General features: G+C 33.5%; 16 protein-coding genes. 4 read left to right on the forward strand and 12 right to left on the reverse strand.

Features of this window, described 5'->3' with window-relative positions:
• Positions 1-177 precede the first annotated feature (177 nt).
• Genes Q1B05_RS16680 through Q1B05_RS16690 form a run of 3 tightly spaced genes read right to left on the reverse strand, consistent with a single transcriptional unit; the run spans position 178 to position 2,822 of the window.
• Positions 178-1,671, reverse strand: a complete 1,494-nt coding sequence (locus Q1B05_RS16680; RefSeq protein WP_299782228.1) for a hypothetical protein — start codon at positions 1,669-1,671, stop codon at positions 178-180.
• A gap of 16 nt (positions 1,672-1,687) precedes the next feature.
• Positions 1,688-2,287 carry a hypothetical protein gene (locus tag Q1B05_RS16685; protein WP_299782229.1) on the reverse strand — a complete coding sequence of 200 codons (600 nt, stop codon included), beginning with the start codon at positions 2,285-2,287 and terminating at the stop codon, positions 1,688-1,690.
• Positions 2,271-2,822: an RNA polymerase sigma factor gene (locus Q1B05_RS16690; protein WP_299782231.1), complete on the reverse strand. Its 552-nt coding sequence runs from the start codon at positions 2,820-2,822 to the stop codon at positions 2,271-2,273. Before Q1B05_RS16690 ends, Q1B05_RS16685 begins: the two co-directional genes overlap by 17 nt.
• A gap of 177 nt (positions 2,823-2,999) precedes the next feature.
• Here Q1B05_RS16690 and Q1B05_RS16695 point away from each other — a divergent pair, with 177 nt between their 5' ends.
• The 4 genes from Q1B05_RS16695 (at position 3,000) to Q1B05_RS16710 (ending at position 6,608) form a co-directional block, all read left to right on the forward strand.
• Complete coding sequence (locus tag Q1B05_RS16695) at positions 3,000-3,554, forward strand: DUF2911 domain-containing protein (protein WP_299782233.1); 555 nt, start codon at positions 3,000-3,002, stop codon at positions 3,552-3,554.
• 93 nt (positions 3,555-3,647) lie between these two features.
• Positions 3,648-4,361: a glycosyltransferase family 2 protein gene (locus Q1B05_RS16700; RefSeq protein WP_299782235.1), complete on the forward strand. Its 714-nt coding sequence runs from the start codon at positions 3,648-3,650 to the stop codon at positions 4,359-4,361.
• Positions 4,361-4,984 (forward strand): lipid-A-disaccharide synthase N-terminal domain-containing protein, encoded by a 624-nt coding sequence (locus Q1B05_RS16705; protein ID WP_299782237.1) that lies wholly within the window; start codon positions 4,361-4,363, stop codon positions 4,982-4,984. The genes Q1B05_RS16700 and Q1B05_RS16705 overlap by 1 nt, the downstream gene beginning before the upstream one ends.
• Entirely contained in the window at positions 4,977-6,608 is a 1,632-nt protein-coding gene (locus Q1B05_RS16710; RefSeq protein WP_299782239.1) for a glycosyltransferase family 39 protein, read from the forward strand. The genes Q1B05_RS16705 and Q1B05_RS16710 overlap by 8 nt, the downstream gene beginning before the upstream one ends.
• Here the strand turns inward: Q1B05_RS16710 and Q1B05_RS16715 are convergent.
• The 9 genes from Q1B05_RS16715 to Q1B05_RS16755 form a co-directional block, all read right to left on the reverse strand.
• Complete coding sequence (locus Q1B05_RS16715; protein WP_299782241.1) at positions 6,598-7,173, reverse strand: phosphatase PAP2 family protein; 576 nt, start codon at positions 7,171-7,173, stop codon at positions 6,598-6,600. The genes Q1B05_RS16710 and Q1B05_RS16715 overlap by 11 nt on opposite strands.
• 5 nt (positions 7,174-7,178) lie before the next feature.
• The gene (locus Q1B05_RS16720) at positions 7,179-7,406 is read right to left on the reverse strand and encodes a hypothetical protein (protein WP_299782243.1); all 228 of its coding nucleotides are present in this window, start codon (positions 7,404-7,406) and stop codon (positions 7,179-7,181) included.
• A 10-nt stretch (positions 7,407-7,416) separates the two neighbouring features.
• Entirely contained in the window at positions 7,417-8,790 is a 1,374-nt protein-coding gene (locus tag Q1B05_RS16725; RefSeq protein WP_299782245.1) for an MATE family efflux transporter, read from the reverse strand.
• Between the two features lie 65 nt (positions 8,791-8,855).
• Positions 8,856-9,797: a nitronate monooxygenase gene (locus tag Q1B05_RS16730; protein ID WP_299782247.1), complete on the reverse strand. Its 942-nt coding sequence runs from the start codon at positions 9,795-9,797 to the stop codon at positions 8,856-8,858.
• Positions 9,787-11,400, reverse strand: coding sequence for a S8 family serine peptidase (locus tag Q1B05_RS16735; protein ID WP_299782249.1), 1,614 nt, complete (start codon positions 11,398-11,400; stop codon positions 9,787-9,789). The genes Q1B05_RS16730 and Q1B05_RS16735 overlap by 11 nt, the downstream gene beginning before the upstream one ends.
• 24 nt (positions 11,401-11,424) lie before the next feature.
• Entirely contained in the window at positions 11,425-12,612 is a 1,188-nt protein-coding gene (gene mnmA, locus Q1B05_RS16740) for a tRNA 2-thiouridine(34) synthase MnmA (protein WP_299782251.1), read from the reverse strand.
• 86 nt (positions 12,613-12,698) lie between these two features.
• Positions 12,699-13,397 (reverse strand): toxin-antitoxin system YwqK family antitoxin, encoded by a 699-nt coding sequence (locus Q1B05_RS16745; RefSeq protein WP_299782253.1) that lies wholly within the window; start codon positions 13,395-13,397, stop codon positions 12,699-12,701.
• A 79-nt stretch (positions 13,398-13,476) separates the two neighbouring features.
• On the reverse strand, positions 13,477-15,369 hold the full coding sequence (yidC, locus tag Q1B05_RS16750) for a membrane protein insertase YidC (RefSeq protein ID WP_299782255.1): 1,893 nt from the start codon (positions 15,367-15,369) through the stop codon (positions 13,477-13,479).
• A gap of 112 nt (positions 15,370-15,481) precedes the next feature.
• A complete protein-coding gene (locus Q1B05_RS16755) occupies positions 15,482-17,095 on the reverse strand; it encodes a CTP synthase (protein ID WP_299782257.1) in 1,614 nt (537 codons plus the stop codon).
• Between the last annotated feature and the right edge of the window lie 129 nt (positions 17,096-17,224).

Below are 17,224 nucleotides of genomic sequence, written 5' to 3' on the forward strand. Positions count from 1 at the left end.
TTATTTCGCTATTAGTACTAATAAACTAAAATGGAAGCAAGGTTTTCGTTGGTCTGTTAACTTACGCACAACGTGTTATATCAAAACAAATATAAACGATAATCCATTACTATTCAGGATATCGGCACACAAAGTCCTATGTTTAATTAGACGTATTTTAACTATATAGAATTATATTTACTCCATTGATACCTTACTAAATTTAGCATTCACGATAATCGTTTTATTGCTACTTAAATTCCCCGTAGAAAATGTAGACACGTTTTCACTGCTCGTTTTCTTTGGATGTTTAAATCGAGATTGCTTGCCATTATATTGTAAGCTATAGTCTGTTTTTGGCAAACTAATTAGGGCATCGCTATTTTCTAAAACAATATTTAGGTTCTGAAACGTATCTGCTATTTTTGAAATCTTAAGATCGCCAAAACTTCCATTAATTATGGTGTTTCCAGACAGTTGCCCCAACTGTATATTAGATGAATTTGAATTTAACACCAACTGATTTACAGCTTCAATATTAGCCTGTTCTACATATTTCAACATCAACTGCCCCTGATTCCAATTGGTAATAGACACGGGCGCATAAGACACCGCGATGGAGGTGTTACTCCCATCGATGGTGTTTGCTGTTAATTTGGTATGCGACATTTCGGCCTTTAAATTTTCTATAAGCGACACAAATTGTAATTCGCCATATTTTACATTCACTTTTAAATTTGCCTTTTTAGGCATGTGGATAATAATTGTTTTTCTAATATTAGGATTGCTATCTCTCATGCTTCTACCCTGCTCTGCACTATGCATCGCTTCTTCTGCTTTCATACGGCTCGCTTCGGCATGCTCTTGGGCTTCCATTTGCTTTTCAAACGATTTGCCAAACGATTCTCCCCAAGCTTCCATTTGGTTCTCAAAATCCTTTCCAAAGCCATTTTCAAATTGTTTGCCCCAAGCTTCCATTTGCTTGCCATAAGATTCGCCAAACGTCTCTCCCCAGGCTTCCATTTTTTTCTCATAATCTTCAAAACCCGATGCACTGATTTTTTTCGCCCAAGCCTTCATTTTATCTTCATATTCTTTTCCATATTTTTTCTGGTACGTTTTACTCCACGTATCTAAATACTTATCACCTTCTGCTTTATACGCTTCATAATCAAAATGTACTTGACTCATGCCTTCTGGTAATTCTGGTAATTCTGGCATTGTTGGTGGCTCTGGCATATTGGGCATCTGTGGCATATTCGCAAAATGCTTCATGTCCGGTAACGGTGGCATGGGTGGCACTTCGGCCAGTTCAAACTCTAAATGCTGTAACGCGGATATTGAATTCATATCGAAATCGTAATCTGCATCCCATCCGTTTTGCATGCCTTTACTCGAAATATTTACAAAATCGCTAGATCCACTTACATCTACATGCCAATCTTTTAACGCGTTTTGTAAATCAGACTGACTTAAATGATCGCTTTCTACAAAAGCCTCAACTTCAATCACATCTTTATTCCACGTATCGATTTTTACTATGGTGTAATTCGATTCTAAATTAATAGTCACCTCTTTATTCACTTTTAAAGATTGCGATGCCTTAGATAGCTTTTGTTGTGCTTGTGTTAGATTAGACACAAACACGACTAGCACTAAACTTGTGATTGATTTTATAATTAACTGTTTCATTTTTTTGATTGATTTTTTAAATGGATTGTTCTATCGCCTCATCAGCAATAGCATCGGTACTGAATTCTTTTAATTGATCGCGTAAACGGTATAACAAGTTTAAACGCAATTTTAAATTATCGATTAAGGCATTTACGGTTAATTCGCTCGGGCCAGATTCGGTTAATTCTATAGACAACTTTTTGTATTCGTTGGTTAATTCTTCTAAACGCTGAATGTAACCATCTATCAGTTCCTTGTTTTCTGGTGTTAATTCTACTTTAGATAATTCGGTATGAATACTCGCTAAATAATAATCTTCAACTTTCTTTAAGTCGGGAGACAAATCTCCCAAGGTTTTTGTTTTTACAACTGGCGTCACTTCGGTTTCTACAACTTGCTGTTGTGTTTTTGTTATTTTATCAGCATTAAAAAACGTATATCCTCCAAAGCTCAACGCAAATAAAATCACTAAACTCGCGGCGACAGCCATCCAATTAAATTTAGATTTAGGCGGATCTTGAGGTAAACTAGCCTTTAACTTTTCTAAAAAGCGTGCTTCATGTCCTTCAGACAACCGGTCGTCTTTTTGATGCGCTTTATCGGCTTCAAATAAATCTCTAATATCTTGTGCCATAATTCTTAGTTTTTAAAAGTTCTTGTAATTTTTGTTTTCCTCGCGATAATTGTGTACGTGAGGCAACTTCAGAAATGTTTAAAATTTCAGAAATTTCTTGATGGTCATAGCCTTCAATTAAAAACAACATCACCACATACTTATACTTTTCTGGCAAGGTTTCTATAACGCGTTTTATATCATTTAAAGTCACACCATCATCGACCGTCCAATTATCATGAGGATTTGTATCGACTACTTTCAAGTGCACTTCTTCTAAAACATCTAACTGCTGTTTTTTAGATTTAAGTGAATCTATACAGGTATTCACAACAATACGTTTTAACCAAGCTCCAAAAGTGACATCTCCTTTAAATTGATGGAGTTTACTAAAGGCCTTTATAAATGCATCTTGCACCAGATCTTCGGCCTCTGCTGTATTCGAAATAAACCGTTTCGCCACACTATACATACCTTGGCAATACTGGTTGTATAACTGCAATTGAGCCTTTTGGTTATGTCGCTTACATTGTTCTATGATATCAATAGAAAACAAACTCACTTATGGTTTTATTGGTTAGTGTACATCTTAAAGACGACGCTTTTTTTGAAGTGTTGCAAAAAAGTAATATAATTTTTTCTAAGGCTTGTTAAATTTGAATTAATTAAACCTCACATTTTTAAGTTGACTATCTTTTAAAGTATATTTACCCACTTAAATAACAATTGTTTTATGAATAGATTTTTAAAATGGGTAATGATACTCTTATTGTTTGTAGCCATAGGAGTTTTTCTGTATGCATATTTTGAAAAAGGAGCTTTTAATAAAGTTTTAAGTCCGAAAGATACCGTAGAGTATAAACTAAACGATTTAAAATTAGAGGTGTTCTATAACAGACCGTCAAAACGTGACCGTTTAATTTTTGGAGGGTTAGTACCATTTAATGAAGTTTGGAGAACAGGTGCCAACGAAGCCACTACTTTTAAGACAAACAAAGCTTTAAAAATAGGAACAGATTCTTTACCTCCAGGAAAATATACGCTTTGGACTATTCCTAACGATTCTATTTGGCATGTTATGTTTAATAAAAAACAATATAAATGGGGTGTAGATGAAACTATGCAAGCCATGCGCGATCCCTCTTTTGATGTCATAGATTTAGAAGTTCCTGTCGAGAAATTAAACAATTCGGTTGAAGAATTCACCATTTCTTTTGATAATTCTACCGACAATTTAGCCTTAACCATGGCATGGGACGATGTAAAAGTTGCTGTCCCTTTAAAATAAACAGATCTATTTCACTGTTTATTTAACATTTTTAAATGCTAAAAATTTCTTTTCTATAAAAAAGAATACATTTGTACTTTCAAGTTTTTATCTATGAGTTATCAATTCACCATTATAGTTCCTGTTTATAATGAAGAAGACAATTTATTACGTGTCGAAGAAGAGTTACTAGCATACGCTAAAACAGCATCTAAAAGCACAAAAATCCTTCTCGTAAATGACGGATCTAAAGATAAAAGTCAGGAACTAATAGAAACAATCTGCAAACGAAACGAAGAATTTGAATTCATTAGTTTTAAGCAAAATCGAGGACTAAGTGCCGCTATAAAAGCGGGATTTGATTACACAAATACACCTTTGGTTGGTTATATCGATTCCGATTTACAAACTGCACCTTCAGATTTTAATATCTTACTTCAACATATAGGAACATACGACTTGGTAACAGGTGTACGTTCTAACAGAAAAGATTCTTTTGTAAAAAATATGTCGTCTAAAATTGCAAATGGGATTCGTAGAAGTTTTACTCACGATGGCATGGACGATACCGGTTGCCCTTTAAAGGTTATAAAAACCGATTATGCTAAACGCATTCCAATGTTTAAAGGCTTACATCGTTTTTTACCTGCTATGATTTTACTTCAGCATGGTAAAATTATTCAAGTACCAGTTCAACATTTTCCTAGAATTGCAGGAGTTGCTAAATTTGGATTATGGAATAGATTATTAGGACCTCTAGTAGATTGTTTTGCTTATATGTGGATGAAAAAGAAGTATATTAACTACGAAATTGAGACCCGTAGTTAATGAGTGATTGGATTATATATACTATAGGATTTATTGCACAAATCTTATTCTCGTCCCGATTAGTTGTACAATGGATAACGTCTGAAAAAAAACGTAAAGTCATTACTCCTACCCTATTTTGGACGTTAAGCTTAATTGCTTCCTTCTTACTTTTTATTTATGGCTATCTACGCCAAGACTTTGCTATAATGCTAGGTCAGAGTTTAACGTATTTTATATATATAAGGAATCTTCAGCTACAAAATCAATGGCAAAAATTTCCTAAACCCATGCGTTGGTTTTTACTTTTTGTTCCAATACTTATCGTGATATACTACTATAATAATAACAAAATAGATATGACGTTATTATTCAAAAACGAAGATATTCCTATCTGGTTATTAGTTTTAGGCATTGTATCGCAAATTGTATTTACCTTACGTTTTGTTTACCAATGGATTTATTCTGAAAAAAAGAAAGAATCTACGTTACCTTTTGGTTTTTGGGCCTTAAGCTTAGCAGGATCTATACTTATTTTAATTTACGCAGTATTACGTAGAGATCCCGTTTTATTTACTGGACATATTTTAGGTGCCGTAATTTATAGTCGAAATCTTGTTTTAATAAAAAAATATCATGATTAAAGTTCTCGAAAAACATCCCGTTATAACCATTTGTCTTTTGGTAGCAGTGATGCTTCTTCCTAATTTACATGTCATGCAAGTAACCATTATGGAAGCGAGAAACTTTATTACAGCTCGAGAAATGATAACCGATAATCATTGGTTATTAACTACCATGAACGGTGAAGCACGCTATGAAAAACCACCTTTACCAACATGGTTATCTGCGATATCTGCCTTAATATTCGGATTAAAAGTCTATGCTTTAAGACTTCCAACCGTATTTATGATTATGGTAATAGGCGTTTTCACCTATCGTTTATCTGTATCACTTTTACAGAATACGGCACATGGTTTAGTTAATGCGTGTATTGTAATTACAGCTTTTTATACTGTAGGAATTACTATTGAAGCGCCTTGGGATATTTATGCTCATGGATTCATGATGATTGCTATATATCATTTATTTCAACTGTTTCAGAAAGAGAATACGTATTGGAAACATACGTTAATCGCTGGAATATGTTTAGGCTTTTCATTTTTAAGTAAAGGCCCTGTATCTCTATACGCACTTTTCTTGCCGTTTATATTCGCTTATGCCTTTACGTATAAGTTTAAAAAATTCAGACCTAAAACCTTCTCTATAGTTAGTGTTTTAATATTGATGCTTGTTATTGGTGGCTGGTGGTTTATTTACGTACGTTTGGTAGATCCTGAAACGTTTACACATATTACACAAAAGGAAACAAGCAATTGGGGAAGTTATAATATTCGTCCGTTTTACTATTATTGGAGCTTCTTTACACAAAGTGGAATTTGGACTATTCCTGCATTTATAGGGTTACTTTTTCCGTATTTAAAAACTAGGGTTCGTAACCTAAAAGCTTATAAATTTAGTTTGTATTGGACCATTTTTGCTGTGATATTATTATCTATAATTCCAGAGAAAAAATCGAGATATCTTATGCCTGTTTTAATTCCGTTAGCTATAAATACTGGTTTTTATATCGATTACCTTATTCAGCGTTTTAAAACTTTACAACATAAAAAAGAAACAATTCCTGTATATTTTAACTTCGGATTAATAGCGAGTATTGGTGTTTTATTCCCTATTCTAGCCTATTTAGGGTTAAAAGATAAATTAGATGGCTTTTGGTTTCAATATATTATCGCTTCAGTTGTGCTGTTTAGTATAGGAACTTTAATTTTTATCAACTTAAAGAAAAAAGCAATAAAACCGGTCTTTTATCTAACCGTTATATTCTTCGCGTCTATATTTATTGTTGCATTACCGTTATATAAAGCAATGGTTCCTGCACATTATTACGATATTTCTAGTTTAAAATCGGAAGCTAAAAAACAAGGACTTAATGTATATGGGCTAAATGCTGTATCGCCAGAAATGCTTTGGTTATACGGTGAAATTCTTCCAAGTATAAATACCGAAGACAATCGCCTTGAGTTTCCTAAAGAAAACAGTTTCGGTTTACTTTCTAATGAATTAACAGCTTCAGAAAAGCAATCGATAAGTGCAATTTACACAATAGATTTTGTGAGAACATACGACATTAATATGGCAAATGATGCTTCAAAAAAACACAATTCTAGACTTGTAAACACCTATTATATTCTAACTAAAAAATAGGTAAACCTCTACGTTTTGCAATATACAAATACAACTTGTAAAACCCGAATCCTGAAATTGCTCCAAAAGTAAGTCCGCATAATAAATCTAACGGATAATGCACACCAACATACACACGACTATAAGCAACAATTAAGCTCCAAACAATTAAAAGATAAATTGCTTTTTTATAAAATGGCTTAAGTAACAGGCCTCCAAATATTGCGGCTGCCATAGAGTTTGAAGAATGTCCGGAAAAGAATCCGTAGCGCCCACAACGTGCTGCAATATATCGCATATGCTCCATTACGCCTTCAGTTCTACAAGGTCTAAAGCGTTGTACAGTATGCTTCACTAAATTGGTTATTTGATCTGTAAAGGTTATCATTAAAACAATTACAATAACAGAAACAACAAGCGATTGCAAACCTCTTTTTCTATAAATTAAATACAATAACAACCCGTACAGCGGTGCAAAAGTAAACTCGTGTGTAATGGCTAACCAAAGCGGATCCCACGTTTCGGAACCTAAGTTATTTAAATATAAAAATAAGTCTTTATCTGCGTTTACAAGTTGATCGAACATAAGCTTTACTCTTCGTAACGAGCTACTTCTCTGTCATAAAAATCGGTAGCTTTTTGTATTAAACCTTCAGTTTCCATTTCTATTTCACGTTGATCTTCTTGATCGAAATCTTCTAACCATTCTACCTCATCATCTTCTAAATTGATTATAAATCGAGGAAATTCTGTATGAATAACAAAAATGGCATTGGGATGATCTGTATTGTCTCCTAATATAAATTTTGGAAGTTCCATATCTTTAAAATTATTTTTCTAAGATTAATTGTTTTGTTAGATAATTGAATCTAATATATAGTAAAATTGCTGCCGATGTTAATCCTGCTAACAGTCCTAACCAAATTCCGAAGCTTCCTAATTGATCTGCTTTTCCGAAATAATAACTTATAGGAAAACCAATAATCCAATACGCAATAAAGGTTATTATTGTTGGTACTTTAACGTCTTGAAGTCCGCGTAATGCACCTAAAACAACAACTTGTATGCTATCGCTAATTTGAAAAACGGCTGCTGCAAGTAATAAATTTGATGCAATATGCACCACTTCAGAATTATCTGCAAAGTTTGCTACATCTTTTAAATCTACATAAATCTTTGGTAATTGAGTACGTAACGCAAAAAACATTAAAGCAAAACATATGGCAAATAATGTTCCCATTAAAAATAATGAAAATGCTATACGTCTTAATTCATGAAAATTTCTTAATCCTTTTTGATTACCAACACGTACCATACTCGCTACACTTAACCCTGTTGCGACCATAAATGTCATGGAAGACAAATTTAAAGCAATTTGATTAGCTGCTTGTGGGTTTTTACCAAGCAAACCACTTAACCACACTGCCGATGTAAATATGGCTACTTCAAAAAGCATTTGCATAGCACTTGGTGCTCCGAGATTAAAAATACGCTTTATCATTAATTTCTCTAAAACGAAGAACTTTATATTAATAACGTATTCTCTAGATTTTTTGTTTCCTTTTAATACCCACCAAATAAAGGCGACCATAATAAAACGAGATGCTAAAGTACCATAAGCGGCTCCTACAATACCATAAGCTGGAGCTCCTAGTTTTCCAAAAATAAACATATAGTTTAAAACTACATTTACAACATTCGCTATAATTGTAGCATACATAGGATATTTAGTCATAGACATTCCATCACTAAACTGTTTAAACCCCTGAAAAACAATCAACGGAATTAAGGAGAACGCTACCAGATCTAAATATGGTATAGCTAGCTCTACAACCTCTACAGGTTGTTTCATTAAATACATTAATGGTTTGGCAAAATAGAGTAATAAGAATAGTAAAACCCCTAGAACTGTACATAAAAACAGTCCGTGCTTAAAAGCAGATTTACCAGATTCAAAATCGTGAGCTGTATCTGCTTCTGCAACTAATGGTGTAATTGCTGTAGAGAAACCAATTCCAACAGACATGGCTATAAACATAAAACTATTCCCCAAAGACACCGCCGCAAGTTCTGCAGTACCCAATTGTCCGACCATAATATTATCGACAAAACTAACAAATGTATGTCCAAGCATTCCTAGCATTACTGGGGCTGCCAGTTGCCAATTGTATTTAAATTCTTTTGTATATCGAGATAAAAGCACGCTTTAATTTTTGTTGCGCAAAGGTAGGATTTAAAATAGCCTAATAACTACCTTTTATTAAAATTTTATAAAGACGAAATATTTCTCTTTGCTTGTTCGAATTCTGTAATAATTTCTGAAACAATTTCTGAAACAGGCTGAATATTATGAATTAATCCTGCAACCTGACCAATCTCTAATTCGCCATCTTCTAGATCGCCTTCAAACATACCGCGTTTAGAACGGCCTTTACCAAGAAAAGCTTTGAGTTCGTCTGCAGATGTTCCTTTCTGATATAGATTACAAACCTCATTATAAAACTTATTTTTTATTAAACGTACTGGAGCTAATTCTTTCAAAGTAAGTTGCGTATCACCTTCTTTAGTATTAATTACAGTATTCTTAAAACGTATATGTGCCGATGATTCTTCACTAGCCACAAAACGGCTACCTATCTGTACACCGTCTGCCCCCAGAACCATAGCCGCCAACATGCCTTTTCCTGATGCGATGCCTCCAGCTGCTATTAATGGAATTTTTATGTGTTCCTTCACCATTGGTATTAAAGTAAACGATGTTGTTTCGTCACGCCCGTTGTGTCCTCCGGCTTCAAATCCTTCTGCCACAACAGCATCTACACCAGCCGCTTGTGCTTTTAAAGCAAATTTCACACTACTTACTACGTGAACCACAATAATACCGCGTGCTTTTAACCAAGATGTCCACGTTTTCGGATTTCCTGCTGCAGTAAACACAATTTTCACATCTTCTTCAACAATAATATCCATGAGCGCTTCGATGTTTGGATATAACATCGGAACATTTACACCAAATGGTTTGTCTGTCGCTTTTTTACATTTCTGAATATGCTCACGCAACACTTCTGGGTACATAGAACCTGCACCAATTAATCCTAGAATTCCAGAATTACTTGCTGCTGAAGCTAAACGCCATCCTGAATTCCAAATCATTCCGGCTTGAATAATTGGATATGTAATACCGAATAATTTAGTGATACTATTTTGCATTAATTTTTATAAGTTTTTTTGTAGTTATCTTATCAAATGCTGAAATCTGTAATATATATATCCCTTCAGAAAAACTAGACACATCTAATGCTTCTTGATTTTTTAAAGTACGTTCTAAAATCTTTTTACCTAATACATTAAATACAGCAACATTAATTTCTGTAAGCGAAGCATCTAATTTAAAATACACATTATTCGTTGTTGGATTAGGATACATAACCAGTTCAAGCTCTTGTGTAAAATCTTCTATTCCTAATGTACCGTTTTCTAATGCTGTAGCAAAATTAGGTATTCCATAACCTAATAAATAATCTGGTGTAGTATATTGAGACGAAGATTCTCTAACCAATTGCTTAAGTTCTGTATTCGTTAAATTAGGTAACGCTTGCCATAAACACGCTAAACCGCCCGCCATAATAGGAGAACTAAATGATGTGCCATTTAAAGTTTGAATCGTATTTGTTTTACCTACCACTACACTACCTAAACCTTGGGCTGAAACATCTGGCTTTATTGCCGGTTGAATTTCTGATCCTTGCGAACTAAAATAAGCATAAACTCCGGAAGCATTTACAGCTCCTATAGAAAATACAGCTTCGGAATCTGCTGGAGCACCAACTCCTGATTCTCCAGAATTTCCTGCAGAACTAACAACTAAAATTCCTTTTTCGGATGCTATAGTTGCTCCTCTAGTTATATAGGCCGTTAGCCCATCTAAATCGGCATCTGTATAATCGTAATTCGGATTGTCGAAATTTTTATAGCCTAAAGACGTATTAATAATATCTACCCCCAAACTATCTGCTCGTTCTGCAGCTTCTACCCATAAACTTTCCTCTACTGGATTTTCAGCAGCACCATCTTCAGTTATAAATAAATAATAGGATGCATCTGGAGCTGTACCAACAAATTCGTTTTCAATATAGCCTGCCATAGTACTTAATACCCATGTACCGTGCTCGTCTTGAGTATCTGCATACACATCACTTTCTCTTGACACAAAATCGTAGCTACCAAGAAGGTTATTATTATCCCTTAAATTTTGAAACGCACCAATTGTATTTACATTAGGAAAGCCTCCGTCTAAAACCGCGATTGTAATTCCGGATCCTGTATAATCGTTATTATGTAAGGGGTTAACTTGAATCATTTCGACTTGATTCAATGTATTTCCATACACAAATTCTGATATTGAAGCGGCTTCGGAAAACACACCTTGTCTTTCACTTTTACTCGTAGTTGAAAGTGTTTTATCTGCAAAAATAATTTCAGACACAAATGAAAAATCAAGTAATGCTGTTATGGATGCTTCACTACCACGAACATGAACGGCATTAAACCATTTCGATTTAGCTAACACCAAAATATCATCTTGTCCTTTTAACGCTGTAATATAAGTTTCGTTAACAGGCACATCTCTAGCATCAATTTTGATACCATAGCGTTGTTTTCTATCAATTGCTTTCTCACTTAAAATTGTTGTAGGATTTGCAATTGAAGTCTCTATATTTTCTTTATCAGAAAAATAAACCCAAGCATCTTGTTGCCCAAAAACTTGTAGCTGAAAACAAATAAAAAGTAAAAACAGTAATTTTGAAGCCATATATTATTGTTTACTGTACACAAGTTAAGAAATAACTCCTGATCCTACTAATTCATCTTCTAAGTACCAAGCTACAAATTGTCCTTCAGTAATTGCAGATTGTGGCGCTTCAAATTCTACATATAACCCGCTGTCAACTTTATACAACATTGCTTTTTGTAATGGTTGTCTGTAACGAATTCGTGCCATCACTTCCATAGTTTGGCCGCGTTCTAATTGTAAATCTTCACGAATCCAATGTTCTTCTTCGTCTGTTACAAAAAGAGCCGATTTAAATAACCCTGGATGCGAATGCCCTTGTCCAGTATAAATCACATTTTCATTAACGTCTGTATCGATAACAAATAAGGGTTCTATTGTACCACCTACACCTAAACCTTTACGTTGGCCTTTTGTAAAATAATGTGCACCTTGATGTTTACCCACAATTTTTCCGTCGGTAACGGCATACACTTTTTTTGTAGTTAAATATTCTAGTTCTTCTAATTTTGTTGTAAATGTTGTCTGCGTATTTTTATATAAGTCACTATCCTTATCAACCTCTACGATAACACCTTCTTTTGGTTTTAATTGTTGTTGAAGAAATTCTGGTAAACGGACTTTTCCTATAAAACATAACCCTTGAGAATCTTTCTTCTCTGCAGTTACTAAATCTAATTCGGCTGCAATTTTACGCACTTCTGGTTTAATTAATTCACCAATAGGAAATAACGCCTTAGATAATTGTTCTTGAGACAATTGGCATAAAAAATACGATTGATCTTTATTTCCATCTGCTCCTGCCAAAAGTTGGTAGGTTTCTTCTCCACCTTCATTAATAATTCCTTTTCTACAATAATGCCCTGTTGCAACATAATCTGCACCTAAATCTAATGCAATTTTCATAAACACATCAAACTTAATTTCGCGATTACAAAGCACATCTGGATTTGGTGTACGACCATTTTCGTATTCCTTAAACATATAATCTACAATACGTTCTTTATACTGTTCGCTTAAATCGACAGTTTGAAAAGGAATACCTAATTTTTCTGCAACCAACATAGCGTCGTTACTATCGTCCAACCACGGACATTCGTCTGAAATAGTAACAGAGTCGTCGTGCCAATTTTTCATAAAAAGCCCGATCACTTCATATCCTTGTTGCTGTAATATATACGCTGCAACACTAGAATCTACACCACCCGAAAGTCCAACAATTACTCGTTTCATTTTTTATAATTTAAAAGATGCAAGATGTGCATCGAAAAGAAAACTACTGATTTAAAAAGCATCTAAATCTGTAATCTTTTAATATATTATTGTTTATATGGATTATTACTATAATTAGTAAAATCCTTAGTTTCGTCTAATTCTCCGTCTTTATAGAAGTTCCAAATGCCATCTTTCTTATCATTTTTAAAAGCGCCTTCTGCAACTAAATTCCCTTCTAAGTCGTAATATTTAGACATACCTTGCAATTTATCGTTTACATACATAAACTCTTTAATAGCAATCTCTTTTTCAGAATACCAGGTCGATTTTCCTTCAAGTAAACCATTTTTATAAAGTGCACGCTCAGCAACTTTTCCATTCTTATAAAACACTAAACGTTCGCCTTCTAATTTACCGTTAGCATTATAAGTTTCGGTCGTCATTATTTTATCAGAATTTTTATGAAAATATTTCCATTCTCCAACATATAATTTACCTTTCATTTGGCCTTTACTAATCACTTTCTTTGAAGAGGATAAGAACTGAACTGCGGCAATATCGCTATTTGGATTAAAGTCTTTTATGGCTGTTAAAACAGGTTTATTCCCTATATTTTTATAAAATTTGAATGTACCAATTTCTTTTCCGTGAGAGAACTGACCTTCATAACGTAAGACTTTAGTATTATCAAAATTTTTCTTCCAAACACCATCACGTTTTCCGTTAGCATCTAACTGATTTATGTTTTGTGCCATAGCGACTCCTACAAAGCACATCATTAAAATGGACAATAATTTTTTCATATAAATATAATGTATAACTTTTTACTAATGACAAGTAACAAAAAAGCTGCCAATTAAGGCAGCTTTGAATTATTTTTTACTATTTTTTAGATTGTTTCTGTTGCTCTGCCTGCTCCATCATATCTTTCATTTTCTTCTGAAAACGATTCTCTTTTTTAGGTTTCTTCTTATTCTCTTGAATTTTAGCGTGAATTTTATTTTCATCGATAATGAAATTTTTAATCACGAGCATAATTCCAATTGTAATTAAGTTAGAAATAAAGTAATACAAACTCAAACCTGACGCATAATTATTAAAGAATACTAACATCATAAGTGGAGAGAAATAAATCATGTATTTCATCATTTTCCCCATATCAGGCATACCTTCTTGTGTTGGTTGCGCTGCTGCTTGTTGTCCTGTTGTCATTTTCATATAAAAGAAAATGGCTACAGAAGCTAATATTGGGAATAAACTAATATGATCTCCGTAGAATGGAATTTTAAAAGGTAATTCTGCAATGGTATCGTAAGAAGATAAATCTTCTGCCCAAAGGAAACTTTTGTGTCTTAAATCGAAAGCCGAAGGGAAGAATTGAAATAAGGCATAGAACACCGGAATTTGCAATAATCCAGGTAAACATCCAGCCATAGGACTCGCTCCTGCTTTACTATATAAGGCCATTGTAGCTTGTTGCTTTTTCATGGCGTTATCTTTAAACTTCTCGTTAATCTCGTTAATTTCTGGTTTAAGAATTTTCATCTTAGCCTGAGATAAATACGATTTGTATGTCACTGGAGACATTACTATTCTTACTAAAATAGTCATTACAATAATAGCAAAACCATAAGGTAAAATACCACTTAAAAATGCAAATACAGGTACAAACACATAACGGTTAATCCATCCAAAAATACCCCATCCAAATGGAATACTATCGTCTAAACTATACTCGTATTGTTTAAGTACTGTATTATCTGTAGGCCCAAAGTAGAATTTTAAAGGCGCATTAATTTCTCCACTTTGTAATTCTAAAGGAATCTTAGATGCGTATAATTTAGTAAACACGGCATCATCATCACCTTTTTCTAATAAATTTTCTGAAACTAAATCAACCGTTTTAAATGGCTTTTCAGTTACTAATATCGAACTAAAGAAATGCTGTCTGTAAGATAACCACGTTACCTCTTCTTCTACGTCGTCGTCATCACTTGTTGGGCTTAATTTATCAATTTTCCCTCCATCATGTTGATAAGTTAAACGTGTGTAACGATTTTCGTATTCCACACTTTTATCACCACGATACATTTTTTGTTTCCAATCTAAATTAACACCTTGAGAACTGTTAATTACATCGCTTAAGCCTTGAGAACGGATTGTAAAATCCATCATGTAATTATCTGGTTTCAATTCGTAACGGTATTCTAAAAACTTAGATTCAGACACTTTAAGTTTCATAGAAACTACTGTGTTTTCACCATTCTTAGATATTGTAGGTTGAAAATATAAATCTTGTGTATTTAATACACGACTATCTGTTGTACTAAAACTAATATTAAAAGCCGCATTCTTATCTTTTATAAGGTATACAGGAAGCGAATCATAATTATCGAATTTTTTAAGTCTAATTTCTGAAAGAAATCCTCCTTTATTACTAAACTTTAAATCGAATAATTCTGTTTCAACTTCGGTTTGGCTATGTGTTGCTGATGGTAATGTTGAAGAATAAGCAAAAGCACCTAATTTATTTTTAAGTCCGGCTAATTGTAAAGAATCTGTCGCAGATGCTACTGAAAAATCTTCTGAAGATGTTTCTATAGTTTCATGCTTAACATCTTTTTTCTTTTCTGTTTCGACCTGTTCTTGTTTTGCTTCTTCTTGAGCTTTTAACTCTTCTGGCGTTGGCTGATTTTGCCAAAGCATAAACATTAAAATTCCAAAGATTAGGATAAATCCTATGACCGAATTAAGGTCTAATTTCTTTTCTTCCATCTAATTATATTCTAGGTATAAATAGAAACCATTTGGTTTGTCCCAAATAATTTCTTAATATGAGTAAGCTACTCAAAAAGGTGACCACATTTTAATTGTTGACAATATGGCACTATTTTTTCTTATTTTTTAAAGCTGCCTTTACAAAAGCAACAAATAAAGGATGTGGATTTGCTACTGTACTTTTATATTCTGGATGATATTGTACACCTACAAACCAAGGGTGAGATGGCACTTCTACAATCTCTACTAAATTTGTTTTTGGATTTACACCAGTAGCAATCATTCCTGCTGCTTCAATTTGTGCTCTATAATCACTATTAAATTCGTAACGGTGCCTGTGTCTTTCTTCAATAATTTCAGAACCATATATTTCTTTAGCAATACTATCTTCTTTTAAAGAACATTCCCAAGATCCTAAACGCATGGTTCCGCCCATATCTGTAATGTCTTTTTGTTCTTCCATAATACTAATTACTGGATTTGGACTTTTAGCATCCATTTCTGTTGAATTTGCATTTGCTAAACCTAAAATATTTCTAGAATATTCGATAACTGCCATTTGCATACCCAAACAAATTCCTAAAAACGGAATATTATTTTCTCTAACATAACGTACAGCATCAATTTTTCCTTCAATACCTCGTTCTCCAAAACCTGGAGCGACTAAAACACCATTTAAATGTGAGAGTTTTAGTTTGGCATTATCTGCATTTATGTATTCTGAATGTATAGGTTCCACATTTACTTTTACTTCGTTTTCTGCTCCCGCATGAATAAAAGCTTCTAAAATAGATTTGTAAGAATCTTGTAATTCTACATATTTACCAATTAAACCAATAGTAATTTCTGAAGTTGGATTTTTATGACGTTGTAAAAACTCATTCCATCTTGATAAATCTGGAGCACTACTGTTTAAATTTAGTTTTTTAAGAACGACTTTATCTAAACCTTCTTCCAACATTAAATTTGGCACATCGTAAATTGTGGAAGCATCGATAGATTGAATAACCGCTTCTTCACGCACATTACAAAACAATGCTAATTTTTTACGTAAATCTTTTGGTAAATGATGCTCTGTTCTACAAACTAAAATATCTGCTTGCACACCACTTTCCATCAAGGTTTTTACACTATGTTGTGTTGGTTTTGTTTTTAATTCTCCGGCAGCAGATAAATAAGGTACTAATGTTAAATGAATAACAAGTCCGTTATCTTCACCTAAATCCCAACGTAATTGTCTAACAGCCTCAATGTATGGTAACGATTCAATATCACCTACAGTTCCTCCTATTTCAGTAATTACGATATCATAATCGCCAGACTTTCCTAAAATCTGAATACGTTCTTTAATTTCGTCTGTAATATGAGGGATAACTTGTACTGTTTTACCAAGAAATTCACCACGACGTTCTTTTTCAATAACGCTTTGATAAATTCTACCTGTAGTTACATTATTAGCCTGACTAGTAGGTGTATTTAAAAAACGCTCGTAATGACCTAAATCTAAATCGGTTTCAGCACCATCGTCTGTTACATAGCACTCACCATGTTCGTATGGGTTTAACGTACCGGGGTCCACATTAATATATGGATCTAATTTTTGAATTGTTACTCTGTAACCTTGAGATTGAAGTAATTTTGCTAATGATGCAGCAATAATTCCTTTTCCTAATGAAGATGTAACACCGCCGGTTACGAAAATATACTTTGTTGTAGTTGTCATGATGCGCTTTTAAACGCAGGCAAATTTACAAAGAACAATTGACAATTAAGTATGGTTGCGTATTTTAATTCCGATTAAAACATGAACATATAAAAAAGACGCTTCTTCTTTTTAGACCTCTTATAACCT

The organism is uncultured Formosa sp. (assembly GCF_947500765.1).
Classification (GTDB): Bacteria; Bacteroidota; Bacteroidia; order Flavobacteriales; family Flavobacteriaceae; genus Formosa.